The sequence below is a fragment of the Alphaproteobacteria bacterium genome (assembly GCA_033762625.1).
Classification (GTDB): Bacteria; Pseudomonadota; Alphaproteobacteria; order UBA9219; family RGZA01; genus RGZA01.
The window spans coordinates 64,035-85,695 of the sequence record JANRLI010000013.1 but is presented as its reverse complement, the minus strand read 5'-3'; the positions used below and the strand labels follow the sequence as shown (position 1 = coordinate 85,695).

The window sequence follows — 21,661 nt, the reverse complement described above, 5'->3', positions numbered from 1 at the left end:
CTTCTTGCCCGTTTGGGCATTATCCAACTCCCATGTCTAAAGACGAACAAATCAAAGAAGTGATGCGTCGCCGTACTTTTGCGATTATCGCGCATCCTGACGCTGGTAAAACCACACTTACCGAAAAGCTGTTGCTGTTCGGGGGCGCGATTTTGCTGGCTGGAGCAGTTAAAGCACGCGGCGATGCCCGCCGCGCACGTTCTGACTGGATGAAGGTTGAGCGCGAGCGCGGCATTTCGGTTTCGGCTTCCGTCATGAGTTTTGAGTTTGACAACAAAGCTTTCAATCTTCTTGATACTCCCGGCCACGAAGATTTCTCCGAAGATACGTATCGTACGCTTACCGCGGTAGATAGCGCGGTGATGGTGATTGACGGCGCCAAAGGTATCGAAACACAAACACGCAAACTATTCGAAGTTTGCCGCATGCGCGATATTCCTATCATCACCTTCATTAACAAGATGGACCGGGAAGCGCGCGACCCGTTTGATTTGATGGATGAAATTGAAAAGACCCTCGCACTGGATGTAACACCCGCCAGCTGGCCGATTGGTTCAGGCCGCGATTTCCTGGGTTGCTATGACGTTATCCGCGATCGTTTATTCCTGTTGAACCGCAAAGGGTTTGCCGCCAAGGTCGATGAAGGCATTAAATGCACTGGTCTTGATGACCCGCAACTGGCAGAGCACTTGCCCGAAGAGGCGCTGGCCAAGCTGCGCGATGATGTGCAGATGGTGCGCGCATTATGTAAACCGTTTGATGAACAAGCCTACCGCGAAGGGCACATGACGCCTGTATTCTTTGGCAGCGCCGTGAATAACTTTGGTGTGCGGGAATTATTGCAAGGTCTTGCTGACTTTGCGCCATCCCCTCGGCCGCAACCTGCGGCTGAACGCATCGTGAATCCGCAGGAAGAAAAGGTTACGGGTTTTGTATTCAAGGTGCAGGCCAATATGGACCCCAACCACCGCGACCGCATTGCCTTCGTGCGTTTATGCTCTGGGCATTTTAAGCGCGGTATGAAGCTCAAACATATCCGAAGTGAAAAGACCATGGCGGTTAATAACGCTGTGTTGTTCTTGGCGCGTGAACGGGAACTCGCCGAAGATGCGTATGCCGGTGATATTATGGGTATTCCCAACCACGGCACGTTGCGTATCGGTGATACATTAAGCGAAACCGAAATCTTGCGTTACGTCGGCGTACCCAGCTTCGCCCCAGAAGTATTGCAGCGTGTGCATCTCGATGACCCGATGAAGGTTAAACATCTACGCAAAGCCTTGGAACATTTTGCTGAAGAAGGCGCAAGCCAGGTATTCAAGCCATTAAGCGGCTCGGATTGGATTGTGGGCGTCGTTGGCCCGTTACAATTCGAAGTATTAAGCGCCCGTATTGAAGCCGAATATGGCTTACCCGCAAAATTTGAAGGCGCAGGGGTTGAATATGCACGTTGGGTTGAGGGTGATGCGATTAAGATGAAAGCATTTACTGAAAAATACCGCATGTCCTTGGCTGAAGACCATGATGGCGCATTGGTATTCTTGGCGCGTAACGCTTGGCACCTTGACCGCACCAAGGAAGAAAACCCTGATTTGGTATTCAGCAAAACACGTGAGATGAATAAGGCTGCGGCTTAATTCGCTGCAATTTTTTTTCTTCCATCCCAGCGCAGCAGCATCACACCGACAATCGCCGATATAAGTGAACCAGCCATCACGCCAAGCCGCACCAGATTATCCTGTTCGCCAGATTTGAATGCAAGCGAGCCGATGAACAAACTCATGGTAAAGCCAATTCCTGCCAGTACTGAAGCCGCATAGAATTGGCGCGGGCTAACATCCTCCGGCAACTGCGCCCAGCCAAGGTGGATCGCCACCTTACCTGCCAGTACAATCCCGATTTGCTTGCCAAAAAATAGACCCGCCATAATCCCCAGAGGCAGGGGGTTCCATAAATCCCCAACACTTATACCGCTAAATAAAAGCCCAGCATTCACCAATGCAAAAACTGGCATGATAAAAAATGCTGACACAGGATGCAGCGCATTTTCTAATCTGTGCAGGGGCGATTTTTCCTTATTTTCACTCACGGGTATCATAATGGCCAGCAATACGCCCGCAATGGTTGGATGCAGGCCAGATTGTAAAACAGATAGCCACAAGAAAAAGCCCATAAGCAAATATGGCCATATGCGTTTGACGTTCATGACGTTCAGCCTTAGCAGCACAAACATAACCACCACCGCAACAAAGAACGCATCAATATTCAATGGCTCTCCATAAAATAGCGCGATAATCAAAATCGCAATTAAATCATCGATAATTGCTAGCGCGGTCAAAAATACCTTTAATGATAGCGGTACATTTTTTCCGCCAAGCGCTAGCAGCCCAAGCGCGAAGGCTATATCCGTTGCCGTAGGAATAGCCCAACCCTGCCAATGCTCATGATGCCCTTTATTGATGAACAGGAATATCAACGCTGGCGCAACCACGCCGCCCACCGCGCAGATAACCGGGAATGCGGCCTTACTTAGCGTCCCCAGTTCGCCCTGCATGAATTCACGTTTGATTTCTAAACCCACCAGTAGAAAAAAAAGCACCATCAATCCGTCATTGACCCAGTGCTCCACCGATAGATCGAGCGTCAGAAAATCAGTCTTTATGCCAAAATGCGCCTGTAAAATGGAATGATAACTTTCAGCAGCAAAAGAATTTGCCAAGAACATAGCCAACGCAGTTGCAAATATCAGGACAATACTGCTGGAATACTGGCCGTGCAGAAATTTATTGATAAACCTTAGTGGCATCTTACGCCTTTAAGTTTTCGAGCCCTAAATCATCCATCAATTCATTCCATTCACGCTTGGAAAGGCCGCTATCCGCCTGCGTTACTTTTTCACCGCGCAGCATGCGTTGAACGATGGTCAAGCCTGTGGTAGATATTTGCGCGCCACCCATGCGGTATTCCTTAAATGCGGCAAAGGTATGCGGGCACCAGCGTGAGAGCACATCTATCATAACATCTGCATAAACACGGATTTCGTATTGCGCATGCGCATCGGCGCGCAAACGAAGGAAGTGCATCAAATTGTGCAAATCAACTTTCCAGTACCACTGCGTGTAATAATTCAGCGTCAAATTCATACGCGCCAATTCGCGTGCAAATCCTTCGCGGCCAACATCGATCACGTTGCCGGCCTCATCTTCGTTCAGCATTTCTTTGTAATGGGCATAAACGCGTTCGCTGTCTTGCTTCAAAAGTTCCATCACGCGCGCAGATTCCGCATCGCTTAATGTTTGTCCACGTCCTTGACGGTTCTGCGTGGATTGCACCGCCATCTGGTCACGTTGCGGCAAATAAAATTCCTTATCCATAATCGAATAACGCGCAGAGTATTCGTTCACATTGGCGGTGCGATGACGTATCCATTGGCGCGCCACGAAAATCGGCAATTTGACATGGAATTTGATTTCACACATTTCAAAGGGTGTGGAGTGCCAATGTCGCATCAGATATTTGATAAGCCCCGCATCCTCGCTGACTTTTTTGGTGCCTTTGCCGTATGACACACGCGCTGCCTGAACAACCGCATTATCATCGCCCATATAATCAATTACGCGAACAAAGCCGTGGTCGAGCACCGGCAGCGGTTCGTAGAGAATTTCTTCCAACGCTGGCACTGTTGCACGGCGGGTAGGTACGGTTTGTGAGCGGATTTGTTCAATTTCAGAGCGTTGTTCAGCGGAAACGGGCATAGGGGAAAATCCAGAAAAAGTTTTACAGAATCAATCAATCTAGTCTGTTTTGAATGCCGCCTGACGTCAAACGATTATCGGCACTTTCCAACAATAAAAACGCCGCACAAGGCATTGAAAGCATTGACTAAAATTCATGCAATTTAAAATAAGCCATCCCTTTTTTACCATTTCGTGCTATATAGAAGGCGCCAGTTCGCTGGCTATGGTGATAAACGCTGTACAAAATAAGCAGGACGGACCCGGGGGCGGTACCCGGCGCCTCCACCATATTGGCTCTAACCCTAATTCTCGCCCGAGCGGTTTTTCCATCGCATGATTGAACAGAGCAATGGCGAAAAGAGCTAATATGTTGGGGGCGAACTAGGATCGACGTATGTAGTAAAAGTACAGTTTTTGCTCGGCATGGTTCCGCCGTTATCGGGCTAACAACTACGGATGCCAACGACAACGTTGCTCCTGAAGCTCACGTAGCTGTAGCTGCTTAACCCTTTGGGGTTCGGTAGTTAAGCGAAAGGCTTAGCGGTCCGGGGGCTACCGGGCAACAGAAAGCCCCCACTCTTTTCATTAACGCGACTGCTCTGCGCCCAATTAAAAAATGGGGCGCAACCGCGACTGCTTAAGTTGCAGCGACTACTCCGCGCTACGCGCGACCACTCGGGCTATATATGACTACTCTGGGCCAATGTTTTAAAAAATGCGCCCAACCGTGACTGCTTAGTAACGTGTTGCCGCGGCGATACTGCAATAATATCCCCTGAAATATAATCATTCTTGAGCAGTTATGTGTGCGGCAAAACAGCGATCAAGCCCCGCTTTGCTTTCATAATGAAAGCTGCCTTGACTTAAATGCCTTATCAGGCGAAGAAGTTAATAGTGATTAATTGATATTTGAGTCTCTAGCCCCTGCTTTGAAATGACTGAAGAAGATTTACGGTACGATTTAATGGTCGAAGGCGCGCTGCGCCGCGTGGTTTCCGATACCTTGAAAATGGTTGCGGAACGCGGGCTTCCCGGTAGCCACCATTTTTATATTTCATTCTTGACCGAATATGTTGGTGTACAAATCCCCCAGCACTTGCATGAACAATATCCAAAGGAAATGACCATTGTATTGCAGTACCAGTACTATGGGCTGGTAGTCACGGAAACCGGATTTAGCGTTACCTTAAGCTTCAACAACATCAAAGAACGCCTGACCATTCCGTTTGGGGCGATTACCACTTTTGCCGATCCATCGGTGAACTTCGCATTGCAGTTCCAGACCATGGAAGATGGCGATGAAGAAGATGCCTTTGATGATGACAGCGCAAATGAAGAAGTGAAAAAGTCATCCACACCAAAGGATGATGGTGAAAAAGGCGTTGTTATCAGCCTTGACCAATTCCGTAAAAAGAATGCAACGACAGAAACGAAAGAATAGCTAAGTCACGCCGCTTTCTTCGCAAACCTCTCTTTGATACCGCCCACAAATTTGCCAAATTTCAGCACGTTTTCAATGCGTGCGCGTAGGAATGTTTTGGTGCTTTCAAACTCATCGCTCATATCATCAAACCAGTGATTAAGTGTTGAAACATATACGCCCGATAGCAGAATGCGTTTAGTATAAAAATTATAATCAACCGAACGATCACCCGCCAATTTCCACATGGCATCGGCGGCGCTTCCTAAATCGCGAAGCCCCCACGGTTTGTTCCATGGCAATAATTGGTGGCCTGCTAAACGGCGCATCGCTTCGCGGTGTGGGGTCAGCGTTTCAATTCGTGCCATGACGCAGCGATAAATTTTCTCGCGGATTTTGGACGTTTCAAAATCGGGCTGAGCGGCAATCTTGCGCTGCATTTCACTATCCACCCATTGGTGCATTTGCTTGATAAAATCTTGTATCCCGCCGGGAAAATAGGCCGCAAAGGTTCCGTGCTGCAGCCCTTCAGCTTCCTCGGCTTTTTCAAGGGCCCGCCTCGTCCAGCCTTCAAAAGGCACCTGACGCAGGGCAGCGTTAATGAGCATTTCTTTAGATAAATCTTCAGCCGAATGTTTCATGCCCCCTTCCCTAGCATGGGCGGCAAAAGAAGCCAAACATGAACAAAAAGCGAACTATTATAGGGGCTTATATTGGCTGCTTGCATTTTGTGCAGGGTTTCATTACTTTGCCCCACTTCGAGAGGTTCGGCTCTTAAACCGACCAGAATTTATGTGTTTAGAAAAACTTTAGGAGACTGCTTTGCAAGTTAGCGTACGCGATAATAATGTGGACCAGGCGCTTCGCGCGTTGAAGAAGAAATTACAACGCGAAGGTGTGTTTCGTGAAATGAAGCTGCGTCGCTACTATGAAAAGCCATCTGAAAAGAAGGCACGTGAGGGTTCTGAAGCTGTGCGTCGTCTCCGTAAGGTTGAACGCAAGCGCCGCGAACGCGAAGGCTTCTAGTCTACCTGAAATCTATTGCGTGGTGCCCTATTGAAACTATGGGGCTGAAATGCCAGAGTTAACCATGCAAATTACCAATCATCCCGTCCTTAGCGTGATACTGCCTTGCCATAACGAGGCAGATAATCTCGATTTGCTATTCAGCCGCCTTGAGGCCGTTTTCGATCGAATGGCGCTGCCCTACGAACTGATTGCAGTTGATGACGGCAGCACCGATGATACCTATGCGCGGCTTGTCGCGCATCATAACCGTAATCCGCGTATTGTTACCATTCGGCTTGCCCGCAATTTTGGCAAGGAAAATACCGTCAGCTGCGGTCTTGCCCACGCGCGTGGTAAAGCAGCGATTATTATGGACAGCGATCTTCAGCACCCGCCTGAAGTCATTCCTGAATTATACACGAAGTGGCAAGAAGGCGCGCAGATGGTCTATGCGCTGCGCCGCAACCGCGATACCGATGGTGTCGCACGCCGCCAATTCAGCCATTTGTATTACTGGCTATTCGATAAAATCGGCGACATCAAATTACCCGAAGGCGCTGGTGATTTCCGTTTGCTTGACCGCCGCGTAGTCGATGCCGTGAATGCATTGCCGGAACGCAGTCGTTTCATGAAAGGGCTGATGAGCTGGGTTGGCTTTACAACGGCCAGCGTTGAATTCGATGTTGCCCCGCGGCACAAGGGACAATCCAGTTGGTCGCCTATTGGCCTTGTGCGATTTGCATTTGATGGCTTGCTCTCGTTCAGCAGTATTCCGCTTCGCATGTGGACCGCGATTGGCGTGGCGGTTTCGGTGTTTGCATTTCTTTACATGATTGTATTGCTTATCCAGACATCTATCTTTGGTGTGGATGTACCAGGCTTTGCAACCATCATGGTCAGCGTGTTAATGCTTGGTGGCATTCAGTTGATTGGCCTTGGCGTCGTTGCCGAATACATTGCGCGTATTTTTGTGGAAGTAAAACAGCGCCCACTTTATTTCATTGCCGACCAACGTGGCATTGATACACCCATGGATATGACGGCCAATGCCTCCGATACCGCCCAATCACGCAGAGCTAGATAAACACGCATCGAAGTTTTTCTGGGGCTTTGTGGCGCTGCACGTAGTGTGCTGGACGTTCCTTCCTTCGCTCATTCAACCCAATGCGCCGCTTGATACGGTAGAAGGGTTTGTGTGGGGCAATGAGATGCAATGGGGCTATTATAAGCATCCGCCCTTGCAAGCATGGCTTCTGCAATTCGTTGCGTACATTTTCGGCAATTCTGGCTTTGGCTATTTCGGGCTTTCGGCCCTTACCATTGGTATCAGCTTCTGGGCCATTTATCGCACAGGGCGGCTGTTCACAACGCGCATGAACGCGCTGGTCGCAACCCTCCTATGTGAAGGGATTGTCTATTTCAATTTTCTTTCGCCTGAATTTAATCCCAATGTATTACAGTTGATGACATGGTCGCTATCGGCCTATGCGTTTTCAAATGCAGTTCTGCGCGACAAATTAAAACACTGGTTATTGCTGGCGGTGTTTTTTGCACTTGGCATTTATGCCAAGTATTCCATCGCACTGCTTGGCCTTGGCTTTTTTATCTTTATGATCACGCATCAGGATGCGCGTAGATTTTTTACGACATACAAACCGTATCTTGCTTTGGCGATATTCGCGGCACTCATTGCGCCGCATGTGATCTGGTTAATTCAGCATAACTTTCTGCCATTCACCTATGCGTTAAGCCGAAGCGACGAAGCCAAGAATGTTATGGAGCGGTTATACTTCCCCTTTCGTTTTACGCTGACACAGATTTTAGACATGGTGCCGATGATCGCATTGGTTTCAATGTTATTGAATTTCCGCCAGCGCCCGCCAAAACTGGCGCATTTCCGCCATGATTTATTGGCTTATTTGGCATTTGCACCACTTGCCCTTAACTTCATCATATCACTTTGCACGGGGCACAAGGCGCTTGATATGTGGGGTATGCCCTATTTGAGTTTTATCCCACTGTGGCTGATTGTGAATGCGCCGCTCGACTTATCCATGAAAAATTTAAAGCCTTTTGCGATTGCATGGGGTTTTGTGTTTGTCATATCGCTCGGCGCATTTTATTTCAGTGTGGCGATGGCACCATCTTATGGGTTCAAACCATTACGTGGACACTTCTCTGGAGCGGAACTGTCACGCATCATGCACGAGAAATGGCAAAGCGCGACGAACACACCGCTTACGTATATTGTTAGCGATGCGTGGCTAGGCGGAAACATCGCATTGTATTCGCCCGACGTCGCAAAGCGCCCGCATGTGTTTATTGATGGTAATGCGCTGATTAGCCCGTGGATTGATATGAATGAGGTCATTGAAAAAGGTGCCCTGGTTGTTTGGCGCGAAAATGCACCAAAACCGGTTTTTTTGAATAATATTTCACCCAAGATAGAGGAAATGGATGTGCCGTGGCAAACCGTTACAAAAATGCCACCGCTACATATCTATTGGACAATTGTCGCTCCAAATAGCGCGCCTAAATAGCGCGATTAGGCACCAATCCGGTCATAGCCTTGCCATAATTCCACGGCTTACTTTAAACTACGCACACATTACTTGTAGACTCAACTTTTGGAGATAGCCCGCATGAAAATCCTCGTTCTCGCATTCACCGCATTGCTTTTAGCAACACCTGCATTTGCGGAAGACGTAGCCGCACCTGTAACTCCGCCAGCTCCTCCCCCGCCTGCAATGATGCCTGCTGGCGCGCCAGTAGCAACTGCACCATCTATGGCCGCACCATCTGGCGAAGTTAAGCACGACACACAGCAAATTCATGAGATGAATAAAGCCATTCATCAGAAGCGCGAAGAACGCAAAGAAGAATTGAAAGCAGGCGATAAGGCAGCGGCCAAAGAAACCACAAAGCAAATTCATGAAATGAAAAAAGTCCGTCATGATTTGAAAAAAGAGCGCCGTCACGATGCCAAGAAAGCCCACAAGGCTGCACACTAATTCTTAAAAGTTTTTAAAATAGTAATGCCAGGCTTCGGCCTGGCATTTTTATGCCTGCATATCATTGTACACGGCATGTATAGCAGCTTTTAACTACGTTTGCTTATGCTTGGGGCATGTTCAACAAGGAACATTGGCCTCATGGTAAACAATCACATTCTTATCATCGAAGATACGCACACAATGGCGGCACTCTATGCCAAATACCTGACCACCCAAGGGTATGAAGTGGACATAGCAGAAACTGGACGCAAGGGGCTGAGTATGATAGCCGAGCATGTATACTCAGCGATTGTGCTTGATTTGAATTTGCCTGATATGAATGGCATGGAAATTTTACAGCATATGCAAACAACCATTCCATCTGTTCCGGTGATTGTGGTTACCGCCTATGGGTCACTGGGTGCTGCCGTTGACTCCATTAAGCATGGTGCGTTCGACTTTATTATGAAACCATTTGCCTCGGCTCGGCTTAATACCACTGTAAAACTGGCGATTGACCACAGCACGCTGAAACGTGAATTACAGGAATTAAAAGCGAACATGTTTGATAGCTTGAAAAAGCTGCCTAATGATAATGCATGGTCGCACGGCTAGGATCGATTCTGGCCCTATTTGTGTCACATAAACCTCTCCCCTTTGTCGCAAAAAGTGAATAGTCTGGTGTGGTCTTTCCACTTTCAGGAACTTCCCCGGACTTATATGCAGATACTCCTCGTTCTATTCTTCGCCCTTCTCGCATTTCCAGCTCACGCCGATGCCAAAGATACACCGATTGCAGGTGTGCAAAATGCTCACGGCGTTGCACTTCACGGCGCGCCGAAGTATCCGGCTGATTTCAAACATCTGGATTATGTGAACCCCAACGCCCCAAAGGGCGGGGAAATCCGCACCGCGGTGATTGGCGGCTTTGATACGCTTAATGCCTACATCCTGAAAGGCGAGCAAGCTGCGGGGCTTAGCAGCATCTATGAAACATTGATGGAAAGCACAAATGATGAGCCCAATAGCGCATACGGGCTGCTGGCCGAAAGCATCAGCTATCCTGATGATAAATCCTACGTATCATTCAAACTGCGTCCCGAAGCCAAATTCAACGATGGAACGCCTGTTACGGTTGACGACGTCATCTGGAGCTTTAATACGCTTAAAACCAAAGGCCACCCATTCTACCGCGCTTATTATCATGAAGTAGCCAAGGTTGAAAAAATTGGCGAGCGCGAAGTAAAATTTACCTTTGTGAAAGGTGGCAATACCGAATTACCGATGATTATGGGACAGCTTCCTATTTTGCCGGAACATGATTGGGTAAAGCGCAAATTTGAAGAAACGACACTGGAAAAGCCTATTGGTAGCGGCCCATACCAAATTGAAAGTTTTGAGCCCGGCCGCACCATAACCTACAGCCGAGTCAAAAATTACTGGGGCGCGAACCAGCCAATTAATGTGGGGCGTTATAATTTCGACCGCATCCGCTATGATTACTACCGTGACCAAACGGTTGCGCATGAAGCGTTCCTTGCCGGAAAATGGGATTTCAAGCTTGAAAACGTGGCAAAGAATTGGGCAACGGGTTACAACGCGCCTGTTGTAAATAACAAACTGGTAAAAAAAGAAGAAATTCCAAACCAGTTGCCGCAAGGCATGCAGGCCTTTGCGTATAATCTTCGTCGCCCAATATTTCAGGATATAAAAGTGCGCGAAGCTTTGGCGTATGCGTTTGACTTTGAATGGTCAAACAAATCCCTTGCATTTGGCGCATATCACCGCACGGCAAGCTATTATGAAAATTCGGAACTTGCAGGCCATGGCCTGCCAAGCGCGGAGGAACTAAAAATCCTTGAGCCCTATCGCGGCCGCATTCCTGATCGTGTATTTACAGAAGAATACCGCCCGCCCAAAACCGATGGCAGCGGTAATAACCGGGACAATATGCGCAAAGCTCAGGAATTGCTGATGCAGGCCGGATGGACGTTGAAAGACGGTATGTTGGTGAATGCCAAAGGTGAACCGTTCAAATTTGAAATCCTGATTGATAGCCCCATGTTTGAACGCTGGATTCAGCCCTTTATGCGTAATCTTGAAAAGCTGGGCATCAAGGTCGATTTACGTCTGGTTGATACCGCACAGTACCAAAACCGCTTGCAGGATTTCACATTTGACATGATTGTGCAGGTATTCCCGCAATCCATCTCTCCGGGCAATGAGCAACTGGATTTCTGGGGTTCATCACGCGCCGATGTGGTGGGCAGCAAAAACATTTGTGGCATTAAGGATAAAGTAGTCGATGAACTGGTCGATAAACTTATCCGTGCTAAAGGCCGTACTGAATTGGTCAACATAACCAAGGCGCTGGACCGTGTGTTGCTATGGAACTTCAACGTCATCCCGCAATGGCATACCAAAACATACCGCATAGCCTATTGGGATATGTTTGGCCGCCCTGCTATCAATCCGCCATATGGTCTTCCGGTTACTGAAACATGGTGGATTGATGATGAAAAACTTGCCAAACTGAATGCCACCGGTAAACGGGCTAAATAGCACATGCTCAATTACATCCTTCGCCGTCTGTTGCTGATTATTCCGACCTTGTTCGGAATTATGGTGCTGAACTTCTTAATCGTGCAGGCAGCACCGGGGGGCCCTGTTGAGCAGGTGATTGCAAAGCTGCAAGGCAATAATACTGAAGCAACTGCGCGTATTGGCGGCGGTGGCAGCGACAATATGCAGGCCATGCAGCATCCCGGCGACAAGATGATGACGAATGCCAATAATGGCGGTTCATCACGTTATAAGGGCGCGCAAGGTTTAGACCCCGAATTTATCAAAGAACTGGAAGTGCAATTCGGATTTGATAAGCCGATGCATGAACGCTTTTATTTAATGATGGCGCATTATCTAACTTTCGATTTTGGAAAAAGCTATTTCCGCGACCAGAAGGTCATTGATTTAGTGCTTGAAAAAATGCCCGTCTCGGTTTCACTTGGGCTTTGGACAACATTACTGATCTATCTTATTTCCATCCCGCTTGGTATTCGCAAAGCCGTGAAGGACGGAAGCAACTTCGATATCTGGACCAGTACGGTTATTATCATTGGCTACGCCATTCCCAGCTTTTTATTTGCGGTATTGCTTGTGGTGGTTTTCGCCGGCGGGCGCGTGTTTGACTGGTTCCCGCTTCGCGGGCTTGTTTCCGATAATTGGAACGATTTAAGCTGGCCACAGCGCATTCTCGATTATTTATGGCATATCACCCTGCCCGTCACCGCGATGGTTATCAGTGGCTTTGCCAGCCTGACCATGCTGACTAAAAACTCCTTTATGGATGAAATCAGCAAGCTGTATGTAACCGCCGCACGCGCCAAAGGCTTATCCGAGAAACAAGTTCTATACGGGCATGTATTCCGAAATGCGATGCTGATTGTGATTGCCGGTTTCCCACATGCTTTCATCTCCATTCTGTTTACAGGTTCGCTGCTGATTGAGGTTATCTTTTCACTTGATGGGCTTGGCTTGCTTGGTTTTGAATCCGCCATAAGCCGTGATTATCCGGTTATGTTCGCTACGTTATATTTCTTCACACTGCTCGGGTTAATCCTCAATATTATCGGCGATTTGACCTATACCGCCGTCGATCCGCGCATCGATTTTGAAAAGCGGGATACCTAATGCTGAGATTATCTCCTTTAGGCGAACGCCGCTGGCAAAACTTCAAGGCTAATAAGCGTGGCTATTATTCACTATGGATTTTTCTGGTACTGCTGGTGTTCAGCTTGCTGGCGGATGTGATTGCGAATGATAAGCCACTCGTTATTTCCTATGACGGCGGTTTGTATTTCCCGACGCTTGAAAAATATCCGGAAACCACCTTTGGCGGAGAATTTTTAACCGAAGCGGATTACCGCGATGCGTTTGTTGCACAAAAGATAAAAGAAAAAGGCTGGGCCATTTGGCCCCTTATCCCCTATTCCTATAATACCATTAATTATAACTTATCAGTTCCTGCGCCATCGCCGCCTTCGGTTGATAACTGGCTAGGCACTGATGATCAGGGACGCGATGTATTTGCGCGGCTTATTCACGGTTTTCGTATTTCTGTTCTATTTGGACTTACCCTTACCTTCTTTTCATCAATTGTGGGTATTGCCGCCGGCGCGATACAAGGGTATTTCGGCGGCACGCTTGATTTGGTCATGCAGCGTTTTATTGAAATCTGGTCGGGTATGCCTACGTTATTCCTGCTGATTATCATGTCATCGCTTGTACAGCCGAATTTCTGGTGGCTACTTACCCTTTTATTATTATTCAGCTGGATGCATTTAGTGGGTGTTGTGCGCGCTGAATTCCTGCGCGCCCGCAATTTTGACTATGTGAAGGCTGCGCGCGCACTGGGTGCAACGAACCTTACCATCATGGCGCGGCACATGCTGCCGAATGCATTGGTTGCCACCATCACCTATCTGCCGTTTATTCTGAATGGTGCGATTACCACCCTTACCGCACTGGACTTCCTTGGGTTTGGCCTACCACCCGGTTCGCCATCCCTTGGTGAATTGTTGAACCAAGGTAAAAACAACCTGCAAGCACCATGGCTAGGTATTACTGCGTTTATTGTACTATCGCTCTTGCTTAGCCTGCTAATCTTTATTGGCGAAGCCGTACGTGATGCATTTGATCCGCGCAAAAACAAGGTGGGCGCCTAATGAATACTAAAACGAGCCTTTTAGAAATTAAAGATTTGAATATCCGGTTCAACAGCGGGGCTCGTGCCGTTGATGCCGTGCGCGGCGTTTCATTCAGCATCAATAAGGGCGAAGTGGTTGCGCTGGTTGGTGAATCTGGCTCCGGCAAATCGGTTACTGCCCTATCCATCATGCAACTGCTGCCGAATGCAGCGAACATCATCGGCGGCAGCATTAAGTTCAACGACAAGGAATTACTGGGCAAGCCTGAAAACGAAATCCAAAAGCTGCGCGGTAATGATATTTCAATGATCTTTCAAGAACCCATGAGCGCGTTAAATCCGCTGCACATCGTTGAAAAGCAAATCGCCGAAGTGGTCATGCAGCACAAAGGCATCAGCATGGAGGCTGCGCGCCCACGCGTGATGGAACTGCTGGAACTGGTTGGCCTTCCCAACCCCAAGCAATGGCTTTCGCGTTACCCCCATGAATTATCCGGCGGGCAACGCCAGCGCGTGATGATAGCTGCGGCATTAGCAAACGACCCTGATTTGCTGATCGCCGATGAACCCACCACCGCCTTAGACGTCACCATTCAAGCGCAGATTTTGACCCTGTTGAAGGATTTACAGCATAAATTAGGCATGGCGGTATTGCTCATTACGCATGATTTGGGAATTGTGCGCCACATGGCGCAACGCGTTTGCGTGATGCAGCATGGCTTGCTGGTTGAGCAAGGCAATGCAGCCGAATTGTTTGCGCGACCCCAGCACCCCTATACGAAACATTTGCTCGATAGCGAACCCAAAGGCCATGCCGCACCTGTTCCTGCAAATGCCGCGGAAATTTTGAAAACCGAGCATTTGAAGGTTTATTACCCCATCCGCAAGGGCTTCCTTAAACGCATCGTTGATTATGTGCGTGCGGTGGATGATATCAGTTTCAGTTTACGTACCGGGGAAACACTGGGCGTGGTGGGTGAATCCGGTTCGGGAAAAACAACCTTAGGCATGGGCATTTTGCGTTTAACGCGCGGCACAGGCACGGCTGTATTCATGGGCAAAAATGTCTTAACAATGGATCAGAAGGAATTGCGCCCACTGCGCCAACGCATGCAACTGGTATTCCAAGATCCGTACGGAAGCCTTTCGCCGCGTCAAACTGTTGGCGCAATTATTGGCGAGGGGTTAAGCATCCATAATATCGGATCGCAAATTGAACGCGATGCCGCAGTTGCCGCAATATTGAAAGAAGTTGGCCTTGAGCCTGAAATGCGCCACCGCTTTCCGCATGAATTTTCAGGCGGCCAGCGCCAGCGGATTGCAATCGCCCGTGCGCTTATTTTAAAACCCAAATTAATTGTACTGGATGAACCAACATCCGCATTAGACCGATCCGTGCAGGCGCAAATCATCGCGTTGCTGCGTGATTTGCAGACCAAGCATTCGCTTAGCTATATCTTCATCAGCCATGATTTGCGCGTTATCCGCGCCATGTCGCATCATGTATTGGTGATGCAGCATGGCAAAATGGTTGAAAGCGGCACGGCAGAAAGCGTCTTCAATAATCCGCAGCAGGATTACACCAAGAAATTGCTGGCGGCGGCGTTAAGTTAAACGGCGAACGATGGTTACAGCGCTACCCCGCGCTACAACATCTGCCAACGGTTCCACCACCACACAGCCATGATAGGCATTGGCGTGAAGCAGATTGGCGGGGTCGGTCATAATACCCACATGCCCCTGAAAGAACACAAAATCACCGCGATGCAGCTTATCATGGTCATTCACGGGCTGTCCTAAACTGGCGGCTTGCATATCACTATCACGCGGGCATGCGATTCCGGCAGCTTCACAAGCGATTTGCACCAACCCCGAACAATCGAGGCCAAGGGACGTGTTCCCGCCCCATAAATAAGGAATGCCGAGGAAACGCCCAGCGGTGAAGACAATATCGCGCTCCGCCCACTCCGCCATCGGCGTTAAATGATGTGCATGAATAAACCCGCCGCCTTTAAGTTTGGAAAATTTTCCATCGGTTTCTTCAACTTCAACACCGCTTAAAAAGGTTAGCGTATCCATCGGCACTTTTTTGATAGAAGGCTCAGGAAATAAAAAACTGTGCGATTTTTTAATCCGGTGTGTCGGGTTCAAGGGTTGGTCAAAAAAACCTTGATTAACCGTATAACCGACATACCCATCCCGTGCGCATTGCCCCCACAGCCATTGCTCGGTCGATTCATACACGGTGAACACATCACCATAACGCATCACCGATACTTGCTCCGCGAGGGTGTCGGGTTCTTTATGCAGCACGGCAATTCCGTGATAAAGGGTAAGAGGCACGCCCACGACATAGGAAGGCGCATCTACAATGCCGCGTAAATGCTCTGCGGCAATATCACTACGATAGGGATTAATGCGTGAATCGGGTGAGGTCATAACCCCACATTAAGCTGCTTGCGCTTCGCCGTCAGCTGCTTCGTCTTCTTTGGCCATTTCAGCAAGCTCAAGGAAGATAGAAGGTTTCAAGCTGTCATCCGCAGTGCGGTTGGCTTCCTGAATGCTTTGAACAAATTCAACAAGGAATGCAGAACCCTTAACCGTGCGTTGCACCAGCACATTCCGTTTGTCTTTTTCATCACGGCGACGCTTAACAAAATCCAGCTCGCCCAATCTGTCGAGCGCACGGCTGATTGCAGGCTTTGAAATGTTAAGATAGCTGGCAAGGCCACGCACAGTGTGCGGTCCCTCCTCCAAATATACAGTCAACATCAAGGCCATTTGGCGGGCGGAAAGGTCTGGGCCTTTGCTACGCACACCGGTTACTAATACTTTGCGCCACACATTGAGCGCACGAACATCTAAATTCACGTTAGCAACTCCGGTAAAAATGACTGGATAGGTATGAATCGTTTAGTAAGTGTAGTGTGCGTCGCATTTATTAAAACTGCAAGAGGCCGTGTTAATGATTTTGACAAGTGTGACTTTTACGCCCAACCAGCTGAAACCACAGACAATAATCACATTAAGAAAAGCGACTAACGTCTTGTTACGAATCAACAATTATGGGGTTTCTGCCGTACAGCTCACGCCGGGCTTATTGCCGTTATCAATATAGCAATAGCTGACATAGCCGGTGTTGACATTAACACGAAACACACCTGCTGCGGCAGTTGGGTTACTATGTTGCATCAACATATAAGGGCCAGGTGTCGTGCGGCCCGTTTGTGCAGCACTGGCTTCGCTATAAAGCATAGCGCCAAGTATCACGATGACCGCAATGCAGATCGCCAACATATAGGAAGTGGTTTTGGATGATAAGAACGACATGAGTGCCTCCTGATGTAATATTCAGGGGCAAACTATAAACCTGTATGAAGCTTTACGTTAGTGATTCAGGCTAGCCAGCTTTTTGTTCCAGCTGGTCTTGCACCAACTGGTCTTGGCGCGCCTTCCATTCCATTAGGAAGTGAACGGCTTCGTTGTAATCATCGCTCTTCAAATCTTCGACGCGAACGAGATTAAACGAATCAAGGAATGTTTTTTGCAATTCTTCAACCGACGTATCGGTTTCTACAGCGGTATATGCGAGCAGGCTGAGCAGTGACATTTGTTCGGATTTATTGATGGTTTTGTGACCACGCAATAACCAACGCATAACATCAAAGCGGTCGAAACGACCAAAGCGACTTTTTAGAATGTCTTCTAGCGAGTTAGCCATACTTCCTTTATCCACCACGTTTATTGATCGATGTTGTTTAGTCTTAACTGAACAAACTGTATCACAAAAAAAGGCGTAAATTTGAAAGTAATAACTTTATCAGCTACAAAAAGGATTAACCCCGCGCAATTTGACGCTGGGATGTTAATTAACCTTGGCGAGCTTTATAGCGTTTTTTCAATTTATTGATGATGTACACGCGGCCCTTACGGCGCACCAAGATGCAGTTCGCATCGCGCTTACGTAGGCCCTTTAATGAATTAGCGATTTTCATAATATTATCCTTATAACTTCACAAGCGCAGGAAACTAGGCGATTGGCTGGCTTGAAGTCAAGAAAAACCGCCATAAATTTAATGGTGTTGGAATAGCCACAATCCGAGGTTTTTAGACCAACTACCCCCTTGGAATCCAAGGAATCGATAACAATCCGGATTATGCTGCGGTACGGTAATAATGGTTAAACGTAAGATTAACCTTTTAGGCTTAAACTGTGGATAAGTGGGGCTAAAAGCGTTAACTCATCGAAACGTATAACGCCACATTAGGGTAACGGGATTTCAAAATCCCACATCCGGAAGGAGAACGGCGATAAGACATCGCTTTGATCTCAACACTGCACAAGGACTAGCGCATCGCGCCAGGGAACTTTTTGTCCTTCAATCTTCTGTCCCAAATTCCGAACTTTCTAAAATCACGACTCATTTGAAAAATTTAAATCGCGGTTTTTCGTCTCGCGATTTTACATCATTCACATCCAGCATGAGTGCGGCCAAGAGCAATCTTGAAAGTGCTGGGTTTGAAAAGCCTACCCTCACCCTTACATCATGGAGACACCTATATGGGTAAACGCTCGGATAAATTCCAGAGTAAACGTAGCGCTGACAGCAGAAAGTCGAATGTCGAAGTTCTGTTCAACCAAAAATGGTCGCCAATAAAAGATGAAGATGATCGCCGCGATCAAAGCTACATCCGCAAGATAAAGCCGCAAAACAATAATCAGGCGCGATTGATGGAAGCACTTGCCACGCACAACCTTACCCTTGCGGTTGGTCCTGCGGGTACGGGTAAAACCTATTTGGCGATTAGTGCTGCGGTTGAAGCATTAGAAGCAGGAACGGTTGACCGCATCATCCTTTCCCGCCCTGCGATTGAAGCAGGTGAAACCATCGGTTTCTTGCCGGGTGACTTGCAGGAAAAGATGGCCCCCTATCTTCGCCCGCTCTATGACGCATTGAATGACCGGATTGGCAGCAAGCGTTTAAAACAGCATCTGATTGATGGCGCGATTGAAATCGCTCCTATCGGTTACATGCGCGGACGCACCCTGAACAACGCCTTTGTCGTGATTGATGAAGTTCAAAACTGCACGTATACGCAGCTTAAGATGCTGCTGACCCGCCTTGGCTGGCATTCCACGATGGTACTGACAGGTGACCCCGATCAAAGCGATTTGTTACCAGGGATGTCAGGCTTTGCGGATATCGCCAAGAAGCTGGATGGGGTTAAGGGCATTGCGGTTGTGCAACTTGAAGCAACCGACGTGGTTCGCCACCCGCTTGTCGCAAGCATGCTAACGCGTATCTAAACTTATCCGTGTGCTACAGCGATTTGCCGGATGTGCTCAGGCACTTCATGTGCATGACGAACCGGTAATTCAATAACTGTTGCTTCGCGCTTATCCGCCGCTAATCCCAATGTCTTGAATACCGCGTCCCGCGTTTCTTGATCATCAAATGGAAATTCTGCACGGCATGCTTTCAAATCAGCCGCATTATCTGGCGCATAAATGCGCTCATTGGTTTTTGCATCCCGCAACTGGAAGCCGAGCCATTCGAACATTTTTAGCTTGCCATGTTCCATGCGTTCAACAAGCGCGCGGTCATTATCATCTTGTATGCTATCAATTCGCTCACGCTTAGCCATGATGCCAGTTGCAATAACTACATTATGCATGTCGCGCAAAGCGGATACCAAATGGCGAACCGCATAAGGCGCAAAGCCTTTGATGCCTTTTTTGATACCGGTACCATAGGTCATATCATACAGCATGACCTTAGCGTTTCTGATGCCCAAACGTGACGTAATCACAGCAAAGCATTCCCCATCTTCCATTAATTCCATGGTGAATTGCGGATCAGCGTCCAAACCGTAATTGTATTCAACATAAGCGTCTGTGGTCAGTGCGGACGGCATGCCTTTTAAAGGATTGTTTCCTATCACGCTTAAATCGACCACGGCTTCTTCAGCGGCTGCCTTGAATTGCGCATGTATAAGCCGATCAAGCGGAGAGATATGCGCACGTGCCGTTACTGTGTTTAAATCGCTATCAGTCATATCGCGTAAAAAATGTTAACCTATTGTTTTAATACCTCCATTCTACCGAAAATTGCTGAAACTAATTAACGTGAACAGTGTTTACACCTTCTATTAACGGCTTAATATTAATCTTAAGCGGCAAATTTGCTGTGCCTATTCAAAGTGGGGCGATTATGAAAACCGAGCTTGATAAAAAAATTAAGGCGTTTGAAAAAAACCGCGCCGACGAAAAAGCCCCGATGTTTAAAAATATGAAGGGCAGCAGTGCAGGCCGCGTGGGTTATGAATTCTTGATTGCAACGCTGTTCTTTGCCGGCATCGGCTTTGTCATTGACATGCAGTTGGGCACAACACCATGGGTGACCCTTGGCCTGTTTTTTATCGGGTTCATTACCGGCATCTATAATGCCTGGCGCGTCATGAATGTGGATGGTGAAAAAGTAGGCGCAAAGTACAAAACCGCCCCCAAATCAGAACTTGGCAGCCACGACATCACTATGCCTGCGGCCCGAAAACGGGATGATGGTGAAAACCAGCCCTAGATTGGGGTTCGTTTCATCCATTAACACCTTTAAAAAAACCCAATAAATAAGGGGCTTTTTACCCACAGTTTTTTGCACCCTTTTCCATTTGACATTTTTCCCGTTCTTTCCGATAAGAAGCGCGGTTTTTGATTCATGACTTTCACGATTTACCCGCCCCAGAGCAAACAAGCCGAATGAGTTCCCCACTCCACCAGTTTGAAATTCACACCATTTTGCCACTGAATGTTGGCGGGTATGACGTTTCGTTGACCAATTCTTCCCTGTTCATGTTTTTGGCCGTGATTTCAGCGACCATCTTTTTTGTGCTGGGCATGCAAAAGAAGTCTCTTGTTCCCGGACGCCTTCAGGCAGCTGCGGAAATGCTTCATAGCAGTGTCGCCAATATTGTCGGGGACACAGCCGGTGAACATTCAAAACCTTACTTCCCGCTTATCTTCTCCATCTTCATTTTCATTTTGTTCTGCAACATACTGGGAATGATCCCATATAGCTTCACGGTTACATCCCATATTCTTGTGACCTTCTTCCTTGCGTTGATTGTGTTTTTGGCCGTAACCATTACCGGCTTTGCAAAACATGGCTTGCATTTTTTCTCGCTGTTCGTTCCTGCTGGCACACCGATTGTAATGGTGCCGCTGATGTTCGTCTTGGAAGTATTTTCGTTTTGTGTTCGGCCGTTCAGCCTCGCCATTCGTTTGTTCGCAAACATGATGGCAGGCCATATCATGCTTAAAGTGTTTGCAGGTATGGCTGTAATGTTGCTGACCGCTGGCGGAGCAACGATGGTTCTATTACCTCTACCTGTATTATTGAATGTCGCGTTGACGGGATTTGAATTCTTCGTTGCCGGCCTTCAAGCCTACATTTTTGCAATTCTGGCCGCTGTGTATTTGCACGACGCCCTAGAATTGCACTAAGTGGAGCTACACTAAGACCAAGTTTTTTTAAACGCATCACAAAGGAGATTAAAATGGATGCAGCTGCAATGAAACTTCTCGCCGCCGGTATCGCCATGATTGGCACGCTCGGCGCCGGTATCGGCCTTGGCAATATCTTTGCCGCTTGGCTTTCAGGTATCGCACGTAATCCTGCTGCCGCTAAGCAAATGAACACCACAGGCTTCATTGGCTTTGCTGCTACCGAACTTGTTCTGTTGCTCGGTTTCGTTGTGTCCATGCTTTTGCTGTTCGTTGCAAAATAAGCAACTACTTGCC

24 protein-coding genes and 1 other RNA gene are annotated in these 21,661 nt (G+C 48.0%); 16 read left to right on the top strand and 9 right to left on the bottom strand.

Annotated elements, in window-relative coordinates; translation table 11 throughout:
- Positions 1–32 precede the first annotated feature (32 nt).
- Positions 33–1,637: a peptide chain release factor 3 gene (locus tag SFW65_07335; protein MDX1922923.1), complete on the top strand. Its 1,605-nt coding sequence runs from the start codon at positions 33–35 to the stop codon at positions 1,635–1,637.
- On the opposite strand, the gene nhaA is transcribed toward SFW65_07335, so the two are convergent.
- Both nhaA and thyX read right to left on the bottom strand, forming a co-directional pair.
- Positions 1,634–2,806 (bottom strand): Na+/H+ antiporter NhaA, encoded by a 1,173-nt coding sequence (nhaA, locus tag SFW65_07330; protein MDX1922922.1) that lies wholly within the window; start codon positions 2,804–2,806, stop codon positions 1,634–1,636. The genes SFW65_07335 and nhaA overlap by 4 nt on opposite strands.
- A gap of 1 nt (position 2,807) precedes the next feature.
- Positions 2,808–3,755 carry an FAD-dependent thymidylate synthase gene (gene thyX / locus SFW65_07325; protein MDX1922921.1) on the bottom strand — a complete coding sequence of 316 codons (948 nt, stop codon included), beginning with the start codon at positions 3,753–3,755 and terminating at the stop codon, positions 2,808–2,810.
- Positions 3,756–3,906: 151 nt separating this feature from the next.
- On the opposite strand from thyX, the gene ssrA reads away from it, so the two are divergent.
- Together ssrA and SFW65_07315 are read left to right on the top strand one after the other, a co-directional pair.
- Positions 3,907–4,315, top strand: a transfer-messenger RNA (tmRNA) gene (ssrA, locus tag SFW65_07320).
- 356 nt (positions 4,316–4,671) lie between these two features.
- Positions 4,672–5,178: a ClpXP protease specificity-enhancing factor SspB gene (locus SFW65_07315; protein ID MDX1922920.1), complete on the top strand. Its 507-nt coding sequence runs from the start codon at positions 4,672–4,674 to the stop codon at positions 5,176–5,178.
- Between the two features lie 5 nt (positions 5,179–5,183).
- Here SFW65_07315 and SFW65_07310 read toward each other — a convergent pair whose 3' ends face one another.
- Positions 5,184–5,798: a COQ9 family protein gene (locus tag SFW65_07310; protein MDX1922919.1), complete on the bottom strand. Its 615-nt coding sequence runs from the start codon at positions 5,796–5,798 to the stop codon at positions 5,184–5,186.
- Between the two features lie 181 nt (positions 5,799–5,979).
- Here SFW65_07310 and rpsU point away from each other — a divergent pair, with 181 nt between their 5' ends.
- The 9 genes from rpsU to SFW65_07265 all read left to right on the top strand — a co-directional run bounded on the left by rpsU (position 5,980) and on the right by SFW65_07265 (position 15,477).
- Positions 5,980–6,183 (top strand): 30S ribosomal protein S21, encoded by a 204-nt coding sequence (gene rpsU, locus SFW65_07305; protein MDX1922918.1) that lies wholly within the window; start codon positions 5,980–5,982, stop codon positions 6,181–6,183.
- A gap of 49 nt (positions 6,184–6,232) precedes the next feature.
- Positions 6,233–7,249, top strand: a complete 1,017-nt coding sequence (locus SFW65_07300; GenBank protein MDX1922917.1) for a glycosyltransferase family 2 protein — start codon at positions 6,233–6,235, stop codon at positions 7,247–7,249.
- Complete coding sequence (locus tag SFW65_07295; GenBank protein ID MDX1922916.1) at positions 7,212–8,705, top strand: glycosyltransferase family 39 protein; 1,494 nt, start codon at positions 7,212–7,214, stop codon at positions 8,703–8,705. Before SFW65_07300 ends, SFW65_07295 begins: the two co-directional genes overlap by 38 nt.
- Before the next feature lie 102 nt (positions 8,706–8,807).
- Positions 8,808–9,176 (top strand): hypothetical protein, encoded by a 369-nt coding sequence (locus tag SFW65_07290; protein MDX1922915.1) that lies wholly within the window; start codon positions 8,808–8,810, stop codon positions 9,174–9,176.
- A 141-nt stretch (positions 9,177–9,317) separates the two neighbouring features.
- Positions 9,318–9,773, top strand: a complete 456-nt coding sequence (locus SFW65_07285) for a response regulator (GenBank protein ID MDX1922914.1) — start codon at positions 9,318–9,320, stop codon at positions 9,771–9,773.
- Between the two features lie 105 nt (positions 9,774–9,878).
- The gene (locus SFW65_07280; protein ID MDX1922913.1) at positions 9,879–11,720 is read left to right on the top strand and encodes an extracellular solute-binding protein; all 1,842 of its coding nucleotides are present in this window, start codon (positions 9,879–9,881) and stop codon (positions 11,718–11,720) included.
- A 3-nt stretch (positions 11,721–11,723) separates the two neighbouring features.
- A complete protein-coding gene (locus SFW65_07275; protein MDX1922912.1) occupies positions 11,724–12,848 on the top strand; it encodes a microcin C ABC transporter permease YejB in 1,125 nt (374 codons plus the stop codon).
- Positions 12,848–13,882 (top strand): ABC transporter permease, encoded by a 1,035-nt coding sequence (locus SFW65_07270; protein MDX1922911.1) that lies wholly within the window; start codon positions 12,848–12,850, stop codon positions 13,880–13,882. Before SFW65_07275 ends, SFW65_07270 begins: the two co-directional genes overlap by 1 nt.
- Positions 13,882–15,477, top strand: coding sequence for an ABC transporter ATP-binding protein (locus tag SFW65_07265; protein MDX1922910.1), 1,596 nt, complete (start codon positions 13,882–13,884; stop codon positions 15,475–15,477). Before SFW65_07270 ends, SFW65_07265 begins: the two co-directional genes overlap by 1 nt.
- On the opposite strand, the gene SFW65_07260 is transcribed toward SFW65_07265, so the two are convergent.
- The 5 genes from SFW65_07260 to ykgO all read right to left on the bottom strand — a co-directional run bounded on the left by SFW65_07260 (position 15,469) and on the right by ykgO (position 17,858).
- Complete coding sequence (locus SFW65_07260) at positions 15,469–16,302, bottom strand: NlpC/P60 family protein (GenBank protein ID MDX1922909.1); 834 nt, start codon at positions 16,300–16,302, stop codon at positions 15,469–15,471. The two genes, SFW65_07265 and SFW65_07260, sit on opposite strands and share 9 nt — an antisense overlap.
- A 9-nt stretch (positions 16,303–16,311) precedes the next feature.
- Positions 16,312–16,734, bottom strand: a complete 423-nt coding sequence (locus tag SFW65_07255) for a MarR family transcriptional regulator (protein MDX1922908.1) — start codon at positions 16,732–16,734, stop codon at positions 16,312–16,314.
- A 192-nt stretch (positions 16,735–16,926) separates the two neighbouring features.
- Positions 16,927–17,193, bottom strand: coding sequence for a hypothetical protein (locus SFW65_07250; GenBank protein ID MDX1922907.1), 267 nt, complete (start codon positions 17,191–17,193; stop codon positions 16,927–16,929).
- A gap of 70 nt (positions 17,194–17,263) precedes the next feature.
- Entirely contained in the window at positions 17,264–17,584 is a 321-nt protein-coding gene (locus SFW65_07245; GenBank protein ID MDX1922906.1) for a hypothetical protein, read from the bottom strand.
- A gap of 148 nt (positions 17,585–17,732) precedes the next feature.
- Positions 17,733–17,858: a type B 50S ribosomal protein L36 gene (gene ykgO / locus SFW65_07240; protein MDX1922905.1), complete on the bottom strand. Its 126-nt coding sequence runs from the start codon at positions 17,856–17,858 to the stop codon at positions 17,733–17,735.
- A 566-nt stretch (positions 17,859–18,424) separates the two neighbouring features.
- Here ykgO and SFW65_07235 point away from each other — a divergent pair.
- Positions 18,425–19,171 (top strand): PhoH family protein, encoded by a 747-nt coding sequence (locus SFW65_07235; protein MDX1922904.1) that lies wholly within the window; start codon positions 18,425–18,427, stop codon positions 19,169–19,171.
- 2 nt (positions 19,172–19,173) lie between these two features.
- Here SFW65_07235 and SFW65_07230 read toward each other — a convergent pair whose 3' ends face one another.
- A complete protein-coding gene (locus tag SFW65_07230; GenBank protein ID MDX1922903.1) occupies positions 19,174–19,920 on the bottom strand; it encodes a hypothetical protein in 747 nt (248 codons plus the stop codon).
- Between the two features lie 155 nt (positions 19,921–20,075).
- On the opposite strand from SFW65_07230, the gene SFW65_07225 reads away from it, so the two are divergent.
- The 3 genes from SFW65_07225 (at position 20,076) to SFW65_07215 (ending at position 21,648) form a co-directional block, all read left to right on the top strand.
- Complete coding sequence (locus SFW65_07225; protein MDX1922902.1) at positions 20,076–20,444, top strand: AtpZ/AtpI family protein; 369 nt, start codon at positions 20,076–20,078, stop codon at positions 20,442–20,444.
- 176 nt (positions 20,445–20,620) lie between these two features.
- Entirely contained in the window at positions 20,621–21,364 is a 744-nt protein-coding gene (locus tag SFW65_07220) for a F0F1 ATP synthase subunit A (protein ID MDX1922901.1), read from the top strand.
- A gap of 53 nt (positions 21,365–21,417) precedes the next feature.
- The gene (locus SFW65_07215; protein ID MDX1922900.1) at positions 21,418–21,648 is read left to right on the top strand and encodes a F0F1 ATP synthase subunit C; all 231 of its coding nucleotides are present in this window, start codon (positions 21,418–21,420) and stop codon (positions 21,646–21,648) included.
- Positions 21,649–21,661: the final 13 nt, after the last annotated feature.